Genomic DNA, 16,128 nt, shown 5'->3' on the forward strand with positions numbered 1-16,128 from the left:
GTAGGAGCTGCCGCAGGCTGCGATCTTGGCTTTTTAAAAATCAACGTCAAAAGATCGCAGCCTGCGGCAGCTCCTACAGGGACCTTGGCCGCTTAGCGCCGGGGTTAGCTTTACGTCGTCATGGATGGGCCGGCGGCACTGGCTGTCGACTCAATCTCCGCAACCTCTTTTCGAGACAGCTCGATCAACTTCTCATTGCGCGCTACTTGGTTATTGACCAGCCGATTTACATATACCGGATCATCGGCACTCATCGTTTCATCTTCAATCGTCTCTCCAGCCTCCGCTTCATCAAGCGCTCTGAACACGTCAGGGTATTTCTCCTCGAGGTAGTCCTTCCAGTAGTCACGCTGGATCAAGTCCTCAAAAAAACCATCGCCACGCTCCGCATTGATTACTGCAAGACGCACTTCGTCCAGCTGCGTGCGAGTGACACCCGAGGCATAGGTCATGTGTTTAGGTTGGCCGGGCAGTTCCAGACCGTCGCTCCATCCCCCCGTCAGACCGATTCGATAACCCAGCCGCACCTCCGCCTGATCCTGACCGGCATGACGAGCGGCTTTTATTGCCAGCTCATCCACTTTGTCCAGCCGAAAAAGTTGCCTGGACAATGTCAAAAGTGGCGCGCCCTTGACGGACAGCCGCCCGGCAGGGACATCGAGCAAGGCATTGTGTAGGAACACTTTGCTTTCCAGGCCGCTGAAGGTGAGGATTCGACCATCGACACAAGTGCCATGGGAACTGGAGCTATCAAACAGGATTTTTCTTAGCTCACTGTTGCTGGCAGCAGCGTCCAACACCATCCACACGCGGCGACTCAGATCGGCATTCGCCACCCTGAACTCCTGCGTGTCCTGAAGGCGCGAAAGCAGATGAAAAAATGCAGTATTGTCCGGTTCAGCCGCCAGTTGATTCCAGATTCGCGTTTTACTGGCCAACTCCTCGGAAGAGCCATTGGCCAACCACGGTGCCAGCTCTTCAGGACCGACCTCTGCTTCAGGCAGCACTTCATCAGGCTCGATGCTGGAGCTTTCGCTTTCGCCCTCACCATTAGCCTCTTCGATCAAGTCATCAAGGTCGGAGCGCGAAAGCCCCAGTACCGTTTCGCTCGCTGAACTCTCGCGGTAGTCCCTGAGGCGTTCAAGACTTTCACGGGACAGGTTGTAGTTGTCGCTCAGGTCAGTGCCGGCCAATAGCACATCGTGACTGCCATCGAAAGCCAGAGGTGGAATGGACGAGATGTCATTACCGCTCAGATTCATCGTTCTCAGCTGGGAAGCGTCCAGTACACCTTCCGGCCACTCAGTCAGGTTGTTGTTGCGCAGATCCAGCGTCTCAAGCCGCTCGAAAATGGCGATATCAAAGGCGTCCAGGTCGTTGTACCCCAGATCCAGCCAGGTCAATCGCTCCAGCCGGTTCAATGAGGCAAATCGGTGCTCGGCGTCGCTCAGGCGGTTGGCGGAGAGTTCCAGCCGCTCAAGTTTGTCCATGTACAGGACAGGCTCCGGCACTGTCTCCAGGTCATTGCCATTGAGCTCCAGCCTTTTCACCTGGGTAAACGCCTTGAGGAACCCGTCGGAGCCGTGCGGGGAAATCCTTGTACCGGTGAGGTTCAATGTACCCACATGGGAAAACTCCAATGGCAGCTCGGGGAGCTCACCGAGTTGCAGGCCATTGAGATTCAACACCGAGTCCGCAACACCATCGGCGGCGGTCAAGCCTTCGCGCCAGCATTCGAGAACCCGCAGGGCTCCCAACCGGCGGCTCTTGGACGACATCACCCAGCCAGCTCCGCGCGATTGTCGCGTAAACAGCCATCCATTCAATCGCCGCGTCATCGATTCGAAGGTGTGCTCCCATCCAGCCAGCCGTGCGTTGATTTGCGGGTCAGTCGCCCCGCTCCCACGGATCTGCTCGATCACCTGTAAGGCATCATCGTCGGCAAGCGACGGGTTCAAACGCTGCAAACGTTGTGAAAAATTCCCCGCCCCCTCGCCCGCAGGGACTTGCGACAGCGGCAGCAAATGACGAGCGATCGAATAGCCGCTTTCCGCCGGAGGAAAAGCCGAAGGCACCGGCTCGAGAGCGAACGTTTCAAGGGTTCCGGCGGGCAGCCCTTTAGCGATTTCGATGCGTTGCCGAGCCGCTTTGAGTGCTGACACAGCTTGCGGCGTCAATGGCGTGCCGGTCAGATCAACCTTGATCAGCACATCGTTCTCAAGCACCGCTTCCGGCAAGGCGGAAATCTTGCTGTTACGCAAGTCCAGCCAGTTCAGCTGCGGCAGATCTTGTGCCCCTGCCGGCCACTCATGTAGCCCCGTCGCCTGCAAATTCAGGGCCTGGAGACGCTCCATACCACTGACGTCCAGCGAGTTCAGCGGGTTATGGCTCAAGTCCAGAGACTCAAGTGCACTCAAACCGTCGAACGCCTGTTGCACGCCAGGGCTGACAACGATTTGATTACCGGAGAGATCCAGACGGGTCAACTTCGCAAGATCGCCAGGCGCTATCGGCACTTCGGTCAACCCGTTGCCACTCAAGTCCAGCGTCTGCAGCTCGGTAAATCCGCGAACAAAACCTTGCAGCTTTTCCGCAGTCGCTCGCGTCCCGGTCAAATACAACGTCTTCACATGGTTGAAAGCGCCAGCGGACAATTCCGGAAGCGCTCGAAGTTGAAGTTTCGGCAGTTCCAGCACCGAAACATCCGCCATCGAGGTGTAACGTTTGAATGCGCCGTTTCGCCAACTGGTTCGAATAGCAATCGTCGCCATTGATCGTTTGATCACCTCATCAAAATCCAATCCCGCCTGAATCCCCTGCCCTGTCCACCGATTCAACTGGAGATCAAGCAGGCGATGCTGCTCGCTCAAGGCTTCCACCGCCTCGAACCTGGCCTGCGCTCCCTGCCATTGCGCAAAAAAACTGTCTGGCACCGCGTGGAACGCTCCGCCTACGCCCTCGGCCAGTCGCGCCAGTTCAGCTTCGGAATAGCCCCTGACCATTTCCTCCAGGTCGACAAGGTGCTCTGGATGATTCTTGACGTACTCATAGGCGGGTTTGAATTCTTCGCGGGAAAAGTTCGACCATTCCAGGGACAATCCTGACCACAGTGGCTCATGCCCTTCGAACAGGGCGCGGGGCAATGAACTGATTCCAGTGCCTTTCAAATCCAATCGCACAAGGTTCGGTAAGTCGATCACTCCGACCGGCCACTCCAGCAGCCCCTTGGCCGTAATCCCAAGCCTGCGCAGATTGCGCATACGGCTCAGATCGAGTGCCATCGGCGTGAAACCCGGCGTGTAAACGTTGAGCTCTTCGAGGTTCGTCAACTGACTCAACTGCGTTGGCATCTGCTCGGCGAAGGGTTCGGCCGAATACAGGCTCAACTTGGTGAGGCGCGGCATCGCACCCAGTTTCTGTGGCACGTTAGTGAATCCACTACCGGTCGCATTGACCCCCAGCCCTTCGAGTTCGGGAAAATAGCCAAGCAAGGCATCGATACTGGCATCGTTGATGAATCGCCCTCTGAGACTCAACTCGCGGACGTGAGAAAAATCCGCAGACAGCGGCGGTAACGGGTCGTCACAGGTCAAGTCGAGCCACCGGAAGCGCAGTGGCTCCCCGACCAGCGGAGCATTGCGCCAGCACTCCTTGATATTACGTGCAACTGAAGGCCTGCCGCCCAGCATGGATTGCAAAACAGATTCCGGCGCGGACTCGCCAACCCATTGATCGAGCGTCGACTCCAGCAGCTCCCATTCACGCAGGCGAGATTGCAACAAGCCAAAAATCTGGGCGTCGGTTTTTCCTGCCCGTAACTGATTCAGGATAAAGCCGTTGGCTTGCTGATCGGTGAGCCCCGGATAAACATCCTGCACGCGAGTCACCAGCGAAGGATTCAAGCCCTGGCCACGCCCACTGGCGTAGTAACCCACCGTACGCTCTGTAACGCGTACGGGCGGCTTGAACACCTTGTTACCGCTGAATCGCTGCTGCAGTCGTTGCGCCAGTTCAGCTCGATGTTCAACAGCCGAGTCGATGACCGCCCTTTGCAGATCGCCACTTTGCCCAACGTGTGGAAGGCCCAGCGTCTGGCGAGACTCATCCGGTAACGCATGCATGATCGAGGAGAAAAAGTTATCGCCATTTCTCGGCACACTGTTGAGCGCCTCTCCACGCTCGTCAAACGCTTGGTAGGCAGGGCCATTCTTGACCAGGTACTTGCGACTGGCCGCAGTCTCGCTACCAATGGCATCGATCAGCGGCCCTTCAACGTGCCCGTCACGGATTTCCAGACGTACTTCATCGGACCAGCCCGGCAGTTTTTCCAGCGCATGCAGCGCCAGCCATTTGCTGTCAGCTGAAACCATTCGATGTGTTTGCAGATCGACGAAAGCACGACTCTGACGGCCCCGTTGCGCGTACCAGCGGGCTTGCTCGAGCATCCGCAAGGGAGTCCTGCGCGTAGTTTTCAGCCGCGCCAGTTCTTCGACATTGGCATCGAGCAGGACCCTCTGCGCGGCGAATCTGCTCAGCCCGGGACACTCTCTTTGCAATCTGTCGATGGCTTGCCGGCTAGCGGCGTGCTCAATGATTTGAGCCCCCTCTGGATCCGCCGCGAACAGCCCCAGAGCATCCGCCAGTTCGGGCGGTGGAGGTAAATGGTCCACGTGCATTTTGCGCAAGGCATTGTCGTCGACAGCGCAGCCATCGGCGATCTTGAGCAGTTGCTCGTCGGTCAACGCGTCCGTCGAATGGCCTATACGCCGCAACAACGTCAGCCGATCCCACTGCAACGGACGCTCGTAAGTATGACGCCACGCGCCATGCCCGTTGTGCTCGAGAATCGGCTGCCAGGCGTGCGCATCGGTGGGATGTTTGATGCGCCATTTCTTCAGCGATCCATCGTAGGCTTTTTCGTAGACCTTGCCCGATTGGCGAATGTACGTTTTGCCCTTTACCCGAAAGCGGCCCTGTGCGTCTGGAATGGTGTCGCGACTCAGAACCACATCGCTTTCATAGGCCTTGAGATCCGGTTTCCACAGTCGATTGTCACCATTGGACCGCTTGATCGGTTCCAGGCCTTCGATTACAGGCTCAGGCTTGACCGCCGCCAGTTTGCCGAAACCGTGGCCCACACCTGCCATCACCGCGATCAATGCCAGGTTTTCCGCGACGTCGACTAAATGCGCCTTGGCCGCGATGCGGTCGCCTTCACTCCATTCGATCGCTCCTTCGAAGGATTCGTAGAGCAGTTGAGCGGCCATGACCGTCATCATGATCTCGCCCAGCACCGGTACGAACATCGACACCATGTTCAAACCGAGCATGCAGATTTCCAGCAGGTGATTGAGCTTTTCCACGCGAACCTTCGCATCCACGTCAGCCGTGGGGGCTGCGTGGCTACGCGCATCGGCGATTACCTTGTCGCGATTCTGTTCGTAGAGATAAGCCCAAAGATCGACGTTGTCAGCCCAGATACCTGCAGACCCTTTGTGAAGAATCTCAACGGGATTGAGATATGGGTTGTCTTCCGGCTCCCGTTTGCCTTGGCGCTCGGGTGGCAGCTCTTTGATACGACTGACGTTAGAGACCAGGGGAATGAGCTGAGCGACTTTCACCCATATAGAGCGCAACGGGTCAGTCGGAGCGTCCACGGTTTCGCGAGTGAACTGGCTGAAGTAGTAAGGACGGTCGGCGTAGGCGACGAACTGGCTGAAAAACCGCTGATGCCCACTCGGCGCGGCTGCCTCGGGTAGCGACTTATCCCGTACCGTAAACTGACGTTTGAACTCTTCACGCATCTGTGCAGGCGTGTAACGCTTGAGTGGATGTTCCGGATCATGGGGAACGTAAACAATGAATTCATCGGTGTAGCGATATTTCTCACAGATACCGAATACGACACAGCCGGTCATCCTGCGCGTCATCAAACTCAAATCACGAAACCAGACTTGCTTGTTGCCCTGCCTGGGATGATTTTCTCCATTGATAACCGACAGGATCATCTCGTGATCCTTGGGTTCGATATCCTTTTTCAACACTGCAATGTCGGCGGCTGACCTCAATGCGGCTTTCTGACTGGCAATGAACTGCTGGCGAAGCGTGTCCTCAGCCTTGGCATCCGCTGATTGGAAAAACGTTTTTAAGTAAGTTTGATACTGCTGGCCAATGTCGAGGGTGCGACAGAGCGTAAGGAGCTGCCTGACCGTCACATTGACAGCGACCGCCTCAAATACGCCTGGGGTCGACGTTTCAACGACAAACCCGGATTGGGCATGATAGGCACCCTGCTCACATTCGGACGCTTCGAAGTTGTGCAGCGCCGCCTGTAACAACGAGAGTTTCATGACCTCGAACGTCGAAACCTCGATTTCAAGGGCGCCAATTGCCAGAGGCCGTCGCAGACACACATAGGTTTTGTTGACGTCTGCTTCGACTCCGAACCGGTCCTTCAGGGCCTTGATCAGTAACAGCGCGGCAAAGGTGTCGATGTCTTGCAGCGTCGACATCGTTTTGTCCAGTCGGGTCTGGGCGGTAAAACTGGCGTGAAAGCTGTCTCTAAGTGCTGTCTGTTGCTTAATGGATGCACTCCGATACCAGTCCGGCAGGCGGATGCTGGATGCTTTCAACGCAGAGCGCCTTGCCGGCGTGGCCTCAATCAGCCAAGCAGGCGTTAGCTGCTCCAGAAGCTCGCCATGAATGCTGCTTTTTCCTGCAGCCAATACTTGTGTGGACATACTGTCTCTCCTGACACGTGGAGCGACAGAACATCATTTCAACGGGCCGCAGCTGCGGTACATAGTTATCGCATCAAGGAGGGTGAGTTACCAATTGCTTCAGCTCCGGTCACGGCGCGAACCATCGGATTGGCTATGCTCTGTAGACCAACTTTGAGACGGGGGATTTATGGACGATCCAGTCGACAACAAGCCGCCGAGCTTCTGGCAAATGCTGCACAGCGTCATGGCGGCGGCGTTCGGTGTGCAGAGCGGGAAGAACCGCGCGCGGGATTTCACCCACGGCAAGCCCAGTCATTTCGTTATTCTGGGGATTCTGTTCACGGCGATATTCGCGCTGACGCTGTTCGGCATCGTCAAACTGGTGTTGATGCTGGCCGGGCTCTGAAACGAGTCAATGCATCAGGGTTTGCAGGTTGAACGGGTAGCGATACGACACTGGCCGACCCTTGGCGGAAAGCTTGTGAAAGTCCACGCCGAAGTCCTGTGCCGCTCCCATCGCCAGCAGGCGCTTGGCCTGTGCCCGATCAATCAGTTGCAACAACGGTATCTGCCGGTCACGCCCGCCGTACTGGCTGACGTCGACACCCTGGTCGTAGTCATGCAATTGCACCAACGCCCAGCCGCCCAGACTGAAATGCCCACCCAGCAGCACGCTCAGTCGGTTTTCCAGCAAGGCGTGCAAGGCATCGGGTGAATTGTTGATGGTGCCGAACAGCGCATCCTTACCGGGTTTGCCACCGGTTTCTTCGTAGGCCTGCATGACGCCGAAGCTCATTTCGTCATTGGCCGTCCAGACCAGCGAGGTCTGCGGGTAGCGTTTGAACAGCAATTTGGCCTGTTCATAGGCGCGCTCCCGGGTCCAGCCGCCGTACACCAATTGCCGCAAGCGCACCTCGGGGTGTTCGGCCAACGCGCGACGCATGCCCTTCTCTCGCAACTGCGCGGACGGGGTGACTTTCAATCCCGAGAAGGCCACCAGGTCAATCATTTGTCCGGGGGCGACGGGGGGATGGAGCCGAATCAGCTCCTTGAGCATCAGGTACCCGCCCTCTTCATCGTTGGGCACCAGGCTGCCCACCCAATCAGGGTATTTGTCCGGGCGTGCGCCAAGCAGGTGCATCTGGTCCACGGTCAGGGCGTTGTTGACCAGAAACAGCTTCACACCGCTGCCCTTTGCCAGACGCAGAATTTCCGGAGCGATGTACTGCTCGTTGACGAACACCAGATAGTCGGGTCGGTTTGGCCCCAGCAGGGCTTCGCGTGCCTGCTTGATGGTGATATCGGAGGTGCGATCGGAATACTGGATGCGCAGGTCGATGTTCAGGTCCTTGGCCGCGGCCTGCATGAACTGCGAGTAACTGACCCAAAAAGCTTCCCTGGTGGTTCCCGGATTCAGGAACAACACTGATTCCGCCTGGGCGCAAGGCCCCGCGACCGTACCCAGCGCCAGTAATGCACCACACAGAAACTTCAACATTTGTCGCCCGAGCCCCGGAAATTCGCCGCGCATTATAGCCAGCGAACCTTCGCAAAACGGTGTTTATTCCGGTTTTTGTCCGACAATCGTCAGAACGAGGCCCGGACGGGGTCGTTTATTGGTGACTGACCCAAAATACGGCTGTACCAACGACCAGAATGATCAGGAACAGAATCGCCCAGGCATCGACCGTGCTATCGCTTTTTGTCGCTTTGGTTGGGTTGCTCATTGCATCGCCTCTTGTCGGTTTTATCGGTGATTGCATAAAGACTCGACCACAGTAAAGACGACGATTGCCCGCACCACAAACAGGGTCCTTGCAACAACGATTCTCATTAGGCGATTTGGTTCTTTACATATACTCAAACATCACTTTTGCGCATAACTGCAAACTGGTATCTTGCCCCGGCTCCGTAGGGAGTGCGCGGCCGTGCGCGCAGAATTGCAGAGGTTCCATCGGACTCAAGCAAGCACAAAAACGCAGCTGTATCCGAGCGACCCAAGCCTGAGAACAGGACTTATATGTACGTATACGACGAGTACGATCAGCGGATCATCGAGGACCGCGTCAAGCAGTTCCGTGATCAGACCCGACGCTATCTGGCAGGTGAGCTGAGCGAAGAAGAATTCCGCCCCCTGCGCCTGCAAAACGGGCTTTATATCCAGCGATTCGCACCGATGTTGCGGGTTGCGGTGCCGTACGGCCAACTGACTTCGCGCCAGATGCGAATGATGGCCAAGATTGCCCGTGACTACGACAAGGGCTATGCGCACATCAGCACCCGGCAGAACGTGCAGTTCAACTGGCCGGCAGTGGAAGACATCCCGGACATCCTGGCTGAGCTGGCCACCGTGCAGATGCACGCGATCCAGACCAGCGGCAACTGCCTGCGCAACGTCACCACCGACCAGTTCGCCGGTGTTGCCGCCGACGAGCTGATCGATCCGCGCCCGTGGTGCGAAATCGTTCGTCAGTGGACGACTTTCCACCCGGAATTCGCCTACTTGCCGCGCAAGTTCAAGATCGCCGTCAACGGTTCGACCTCCGACCGTGCCGCCATCGAAGTCCACGACATTGGCCTGGAGCCGGTGCACAACGCCGCTGGCGAACTGGGTTTCCGTGTGCTGGTCGGCGGTGGCCTCGGCCGTACGCCGGTCGTAGGCGCGTTCATCAATGAATTCCTGCCATGGCAAGACCTGTTGAGCTACCTCGACGCCATCCTGCGGGTTTACAACCGCTATGGCCGTCGTGACAACAAGTACAAGGCGCGAATCAAGATTCTGGTGAAAGCGCTGACGCCTGAAGTCTTCGCCCAGAAAGTCGATGCGGAAATGGAACACCTGCGCGGTGGCCAGACCACGTTGACCGAAGCCGAAGTGCATCGCGTCGCCAAACACTTCGTCGACCCGGACTACAAGGCTCTGGACAACCAGGACGCCGCCCTGACCGAGCTCGACCAGCAAAACCCGGGCTTCGCCCGTTGGCGCGTGCGCAACACCCTGGCCCACAAGAAGCCGGGTTATGTCGCTGTGACCCTGTCCCTGAAGCCGACCGGTGTTGCACCGGGCGACATCACCGACAAGCAGCTCGACGCCGTTGCCGACCTCGCCGACCGTTACAGCTACGGTCAACTGCGCACTTCCCACGAGCAGAACATCATCCTGGCCGACGTTGAGCAGGACAAGCTGTTCACCCTGTGGGGCGAGTTGCGCGAGCAAGGTTTCGCCACGCCGAACATCGGCCTGCTGACCGACATCATCTGCTGCCCTGGCGGTGATTTCTGCTCCCTGGCCAACGCCAAGTCGATCCCGATCGCCGAATCGATCCAGCGCCGTTTCGACGACCTGGACTACCTGTTCGACATCGGTGAACTGGACCTGAACATTTCCGGTTGCATGAACGCCTGTGGTCACCACCACGTCGGCCACATCGGCATTCTCGGGGTGGACAAGAAAGGTGAAGAGTTCTACCAGGTTTCCCTCGGCGGCAGCGCCAGCCGCGACGCCAGCCTGGGCAAGATCCTCGGCCCGTCCTTCGCCCAGGAAGCCATGCCTGATGTGATCGAAAAGCTGATCGACGTGTACATCGAACAACGTACCGAAGACGAGCGTTTCATCGACACCTATCAGCGTATTGGCATCGACCTCTTCAAGGAACGCGTCTATGCAGCGAATCATTAAGAACAACGAAGTCGTCGACGAAACCTGGCACCTGCTGCCCAAGGATTTCAGCATCGACGAGATCACCAATTGCGACGACTACATCGTGCCGTTGCAACTGTGGCGCGAACACAGCCGCATGCTCCTGGCCCGCGACGGCGGCCTGGGCATCTGGCTGGACGCCGGTGAAGAAGCCGAAGAAATCGGTGAAGACGTGGCGAATTTCCAGGTCATCGCCTTGAACTTCCCGGCCTTCACCGACGGCCGCAACTACTCCAACGCGCGTTTGCTGCGTGACCGTTATGGTTTCAAAGGCGAACTGCGGGCGATTGGCGATGTGCTGCGCGACCAGCTGTTCTACATGCATCGCTGCGGTTTCGACGCCTTTGCCGTACGTCCCGACAAAGACCCGTACGAAGCACTGGAGGGCCTCAAGGACTTCTCGGTGACCTATCAGGCCGCCACTGACGAACCGCTGCCGCTGTTCCGTCGCCGTTGATCGTGATGCCTTGAACCCCTTCGCGGGGTTCAAGGCCATCCACTTACAAAACGTTTGCTACTTCCCTATCGGAACGCCCCGCCCCAACGCCACCCAGTCTCTGTAGAGCCGCGCCCTGTCCTCCAGCGCGGAAAACATCACGAACGGGTTTTCGGCATCAGCGATGGTGGTTTCCAATGTTCTTCTCAACCAGCCCCACAACTCATCTGAAGCATCCGCTTCGTGCAGCAGTCGCCAGACCCTTGCCTGCAAGTCCAGGTAACTGACCCGAAAATCCGCGGTCAGGCTCAGACCGTCCATTACCCGCAAGAAACCCGTGCTCGAAGGCCTGGCCTTCAGTCGCTGCCAGATCAGTGCCCTCGTCTGACGCAACGCCTCGTCGCCCTCACGCAACCAATCGGTAGCGCTGCCATAACTGGCTCCCGGCTCAGCCAGCCACAGGTTGATTCCCGTCAGTTCGCGATGCCTGACAATGCGCAACAACGTGTCTTCGTCCGTCAATGGATTGCCCCACAATTTGACGCGACCACGGGCTATGGCTTGATTCAACACAGCTTGCGGGACACGGCTGATGTGGTTGTCGCGCAGGTCGAGCGACGTCAGGTACGGCTCATCCATGATGCCGATCGGGCACGTTGTAATTCGAGTGTTGCGCAGGTTTACTTCTCGCAGCTTGTTCATCCCCAGCAGCACCGGCGCCACGTTCAGCGGGTTGTCACTCAGGTCCAGGGCTTTCAGATTGACCAGCTCAGTGAGCTTCGCTGCGGTGCTCTCCTGAAACTCGAGGGACGTCGCTCTAAGGTTGAGTGCCGTCAGCTGTTTCATCTGCGGGATAACGGGAGGTAATAGCCCTATCAGGCCGCCCTCGGGGTTGGGTACGACCAGATCAAGACGTTCCAGGCTCAAGCCCTTGAGGTTGGGGAAACTCTCCAGAAACGCATCGAGACTGTCACGAGCCCCCAGAGACAGGCCTCGCATCGACAAACCTATGACCTCGTTGAACCGTACGCTCATGTCGGGCAATCGGTGGTATTCCTCAAACTCCAGATCCAGTTTGTATCCGGCAAACACTCCATTCGAATAACGTTTGCTGGCCTGTGGCGCGCGCTTCTGCCAGATGGCAATCAACTCGTCGGCCAGTTCAGTGCGGGTCTCTCGCTCGTACTCCATCACATGCTGCGCCAACCCGATGTTATGCGCCGCCACTTGCGCGGCATTCATCCCGGCAGCGCCCTCATCGCCCACTGCCAGGAAGTCGACGTCCATGGCATGAATGTCCAGCGCCGTTCGGTCGATCCAGGCAGTCAGGTCAATGTGAAGCTGCTGAAACTGCTGCATCAACCGGTCCAGATGTCTCTGAGCGGCCTCGCCTGCCACCAGCAACAGAGCATCGGCTTCGCTGTCAGTGAATTCCGGATACAGGTGCTGCACCTGGATCCGCATCATCTGCTGTGTCAGGGCGCTACCTTGTGGTGTTGCCGGGTAACCACCGCCGCGCAGTCCTTGCGCGTCGAACGGCAATCCGGAATCCATCCTGCCCAGTCCTAGCATGAACCCGGAACGCGGTAGCGCCATTTCACTGAGAAGTCGTCGCAACTCAATGGCCTGATCCAGCGAGTGCAAGGCCAGCGCTGTACGTTCTTCAGCAGACAAGAGACTCAGGAGGGCCACAAACAGGTCAGTACTTTCTTTGGCCGGGTCCGCCACACCTGCCCCGGCATAGCGACCACCCGTTTTGATCAAACGACGGCAGTCCGGCGCATCGAACGGGCCGCTACGGTCCAGCACGCGGCCGCTGATCGAGCCATCCAGCACTTCGATTCGCACGCCTTTTGGCCATCCGGGCAAGCGTTCCAGCGAGTGCAATGCCAGGACGTTGGTGTCGGAATGAGCGATGAAGCGCAGGTAAAGGCCTTCGTATGCCCGGTTAAGACGCAAATGCTCTTGGTATTGACGCACCTTGCTGTCCAGACGCTGGAGCACCGGTATGACCTCGGTAGCTTCAGGTGACCGGTTGATATCAACTCCGGAGCGGTCGAGGATCTGCTGCACAACGCTTTTCGGCAGGCCGGGATACTCGCGCTCGAAAATGCGAACCCATTCAAGCTCTGAATGCTGGAGCGCCTGATAGCGCTGTTTGAACAACTCAGCCCTGGTGCCCGCATCAGCAACGCCTTCAAGCTCCCGATCGAGCTTGAAACGACTGATGCTGTCGGCCAGTAGCGGCGTCGGTGGACGTCCTGCATGCATCAGCCGCAGCATGTCGTCATCGACGGTGGTCACCCGGCCAATGTGCGCCAGCAGCTCATCGCTGAAGGTGGCCTCGGGGGCACAGATACCGCGCAGCAACTCCATACGGGATAAGGCTGTCTGGGGCAGAACTGCCGGCGGCACGCCCGGCCTGGGCACAATCTTGCTCTCTGGCAACCTCTCCACCGTCGTGGCTTCATGCGATAACTCGGCACTGGAACCGGCCACGTTGAGATCGGCCACCGCTTTTGCCAGAGGCAGCGCATTGAACAATCCGAATATCGTGCGTGACACGCCTTCCGCGCGCTCTTCCGGGCTTTTGCCATTCACCGCCTCAGCCACGCCATAGCCGGCATCGATGATCCCGGCCAATACCACCACCCCCTCACCACCCGGTACAAACAATGCCAATGGGCCAAACTGGTTGATCCACTTGACGAGAGGCTCGACGACCGCACTCAAATTGTCTCGATTGACCTGCGCATCGTCGCGGATGCTTTCGACGCTGGCCATGGCGGTCTTCTTCATGCTCAGCACCAGTTGCGCGAAAGGGTCGGTGCCTGGAGGCGGTGTATCAAAACCAATGTATTGCCGCGGATCCCAAAAGCCATCGTCGTTGAACAGTCCGGCATTTTTCCCCAAGTGATGTTGCCTGGGGTAAATCGCCATGCCATCCAGCGCGGTCAAGACACCGGCGTGGAAAGTGCCGTCCGCACGATCGTCTTCAACGAAGTGTGCAGCCAGTGACTGTTTCGTGTCTGACGCCGAGGCTTGTTGCACAACCCATTTGCGTAACGTTCGAATGTCAGTGAAAGGGTGCAAGGGTGACGAATTACCGGGGATGTACAGCAAATAACCGCCGGTAGTGTGCTCGTAAAAACACCAGATGTCCGTCGAGGTGTAGCGATAGAGTTTCAGTCGACTGACCTCAATCGACGACATCGCGTGGGTCGGCGCTTGCAGTTGCGCCAGGGTCAGGGTGCCCCAGGTTTGATCGGCCGGCAGTCCGGCCGCCTGCATCGCCAGTGCCAGACCTGCCTCGCCCAAACTGTTTTCCTTGCGTTGCAAGCAGGCCGCAATGACAAATGCTGACTTTACCGATGTTCGCAGCGGGTAAGGATCGTGTGCCAGGATGCGCTTGTCCGATGGCCAGGTACGGTCGAGGTATTCCTGAAAGTGCCTTTTGAGCTCCAGCTCCCAGACCCATTTCTTGAAGTCTGCGGGCCGCAGGGCGATTTGCGTCGAAGGGCCATAAGTCTGTGGCTGGGTGCGGCGGTAGATGCCTTCATAGGTGTCATGGTTGCCGTTACCGTGGTCGGCGAACTCATCGACATTTTCCACGATGCGAACCGAGGGGCCGACGTCGGGGGGCGTGTACAAACCAAACGCGGTTTCGCCAAAACGTCCGTCGCCGACGGTTTGCGCGTTGGACAGCAGTGCCTGGAGCAACGTTTGCGACGTGGCGATCCGGCCCTGCTGGATGCCGTCCTGTGGCGGGTGCCCTCGGTAGTTGTAATCCAGCGTGACGAGTTGGGCAGTCTGCGGATCGATGTCCTGCCCCCACTTTTTCTTGAGCAGTTGCCCACCAAAAAGCTCGGGGGTTTGCGGTTGCGCATCGGCCACGGCCGATTGCAATTCGGCCGGCATTCGCACATTTGGCGCAGGGCTCGGAGGTGCATTGAGCGGAGGGTTAATCATGTGCATTCCTTTGCAAGGTCGAGGAAAACCAACATAACCACCCGCCATCGAAGGGGCAGCAGGAATGAGCGACGAGCTGCTTCAGAAAATTCGCTGTGATGTGGAGGACGTTGGAAGCAGCGAGGATTCGCAGGCGAAAAAAAACCGGGGCAATGTGCCCCGGCTTGATGTTTTCGATGCAGCTTTGCGCGTTACCAGAAACGCTGCTGAGTCAGGCGGCTCCACCAGCTCAGCAACAGACGATCGACCGAACCGCTGGCCGCCATACCGATACGTTCTTGCAGGCTTTTACGCTCGGCGTAATGCAGATGATAAAGCTCGGACTGCTTGGCACGTTCGGCGAGGTACTCGTCGCTGGTCTTGAGTTCGTCCACCAGTTGCTTGTCGAGTGCCGCGACACCGAGCCAGATTTCACCGGTGGCCACATCGTCGATGGCCAATTGCGGCCGGTAGCGAGCAACAAAGTTTTTGAATAGCTGATGAGTGATATCCAGGTCTTCCTGGAATTTCTCCCGGCCCTTCTCGGTGTTTTCGCCGAACACCGTCAGGGTGCGTTTGTATTCGCCAGCGGTGAGGACTTCGAAGTCGATGTCGTGCTTTTTCAGCAGGCGATTGACGTTAGGCAACTGCGCCACAACGCCGATGGAACCGAGAATCGCGAACGGCGCGCTGATAATCTTCTGGCCGATGCACGCCATCATGTAGCCGCCGCTGGCCGCGACCTTGTCGATGCACACGGTCAACGGCACGCCTGCCTCGCGGATACGCGCCAGTTGCGATGACGCCAGGCCGTAGCTGTGCACCATGCCGCCGCCGCTTTCCAGACGCAGCACCACTTCATCCTTCGGCGTCGCCAGGGTCAGCAGCGCGGTGATTTCGTGACGCAGGCTTTCGGTGGCCGAGGCTTTGATATCACCGTCGAAATCGAGCACGAACACCCGGGGTTTGGCCTCGGTTTGTTTCTTCTGTTTTTTCTCGGTTTTAGCCTGCGACTTGCGCAAGGCCTTGAGCTGATCCTTGTCGAGCAGGGTTTGCTCCAGGCGTTCGCGCAACCCTTTGTAGAAATCATTAAGCTTGCTGACCTGCAACTGGCCGGCAGCCTTGCGCCGACCTTTGCTGCGCAATGCCGCAAAACTGGCCAAGACCACCAGAATGGCGATCACCAGGGTCACGGTTTTGGCCAGGAAACTGGCGTACTCGGTGAGAAACTCCACAGGGACTCCTTAAACGATGCGCGGCTCGAACGCGCGCGGGATACCTCCAGCATACCCATGCGCCGGCCTTGCGACCAGCCGCGAAAC

General features: G+C 57.9%; 7 protein-coding genes. 3 read left to right on the forward strand and 4 right to left on the reverse strand.

Translation table 11 applies throughout. The annotated features are described in order from the left end of the window. Positions 1-110: 110 nt before the first annotated feature. Positions 111-6,740: an NEL-type E3 ubiquitin ligase domain-containing protein gene (locus tag NL64_RS05700; protein WP_034147178.1), complete on the reverse strand. Its 6,630-nt coding sequence runs from the start codon at positions 6,738-6,740 to the stop codon at positions 111-113. 169 nt (positions 6,741-6,909) lie between these two features. Here NL64_RS05700 and NL64_RS05705 point away from each other — a divergent pair, with 169 nt between their 5' ends. Then, entirely contained in the window at positions 6,910-7,128 is a 219-nt protein-coding gene (locus NL64_RS05705; protein ID WP_034147179.1) for a DUF2970 domain-containing protein, read from the forward strand. A 6-nt stretch (positions 7,129-7,134) separates the two neighbouring features. Here NL64_RS05705 and NL64_RS05710 read toward each other — a convergent pair whose 3' ends face one another. Beyond that, positions 7,135-8,220, reverse strand: a complete 1,086-nt coding sequence (locus NL64_RS05710; protein ID WP_034147238.1) for an ABC transporter substrate-binding protein — start codon at positions 8,218-8,220, stop codon at positions 7,135-7,137. A 522-nt stretch (positions 8,221-8,742) separates the two neighbouring features. On the opposite strand from NL64_RS05710, the gene NL64_RS05715 reads away from it, so the two are divergent. Both NL64_RS05715 and NL64_RS05720 read left to right on the forward strand, forming a co-directional pair. Continuing rightward, complete coding sequence (locus tag NL64_RS05715; protein ID WP_034147180.1) at positions 8,743-10,401, forward strand: nitrite/sulfite reductase; 1,659 nt, start codon at positions 8,743-8,745, stop codon at positions 10,399-10,401. Further along, positions 10,385-10,879: a DUF934 domain-containing protein gene (locus NL64_RS05720; RefSeq protein ID WP_034147181.1), complete on the forward strand. Its 495-nt coding sequence runs from the start codon at positions 10,385-10,387 to the stop codon at positions 10,877-10,879. Before NL64_RS05715 ends, NL64_RS05720 begins: the two co-directional genes overlap by 17 nt. A gap of 57 nt (positions 10,880-10,936) precedes the next feature. Here the strand turns inward: NL64_RS05720 and NL64_RS05725 are convergent, their stop codons facing one another. Both NL64_RS05725 and sohB read right to left on the reverse strand, forming a co-directional pair. Beyond that, positions 10,937-14,833: a leucine-rich repeat domain-containing protein gene (locus NL64_RS05725; RefSeq protein WP_034147182.1), complete on the reverse strand. Its 3,897-nt coding sequence runs from the start codon at positions 14,831-14,833 to the stop codon at positions 10,937-10,939. Between the two features lie 185 nt (positions 14,834-15,018). Beyond that, the gene (gene sohB / locus NL64_RS05730; protein WP_034147183.1) at positions 15,019-16,041 is read right to left on the reverse strand and encodes a protease SohB; all 1,023 of its coding nucleotides are present in this window, start codon (positions 16,039-16,041) and stop codon (positions 15,019-15,021) included. Positions 16,042-16,128: the final 87 nt, after the last annotated feature.

Source organism: Pseudomonas fluorescens (genome assembly GCF_000802965.1).
Classification (GTDB): Bacteria; Pseudomonadota; Gammaproteobacteria; order Pseudomonadales; family Pseudomonadaceae; genus Aquipseudomonas; species Aquipseudomonas fluorescens_A.

Bases quoted from the DNA above. Each gene is read 5' to 3' on its own strand.
- NL64_RS05720 (WP_034147181.1), top strand. From the start codon at position 10,385: ATGCAGCGAATCATTAAGAACAACGAAGTCGTCGACGAAACCTGGCAC.
- NL64_RS05715 (WP_034147180.1), top strand. From the start codon at position 8,743: ATGTACGTATACGACGAGTACGATCAGCGGATCATCGAGGACCGCGTC.
- NL64_RS05700 (WP_034147178.1), bottom strand. From the start codon at position 6,740: ATGTCCACACAAGTATTGGCTGCAGGAAAAAGCAGCATTCATGGCGAG.
- NL64_RS05705 (WP_034147179.1), top strand. From the start codon at position 6,910: ATGGACGATCCAGTCGACAACAAGCCGCCGAGCTTCTGGCAAATGCTG.
- NL64_RS05710 (WP_034147238.1), bottom strand. From the start codon at position 8,220: ATGTTGAAGTTTCTGTGTGGTGCATTACTGGCGCTGGGTACGGTCGCG.
- NL64_RS05725 (WP_034147182.1), bottom strand. From the start codon at position 14,833: ATGCACATGATTAACCCTCCGCTCAATGCACCTCCGAGCCCTGCGCCA.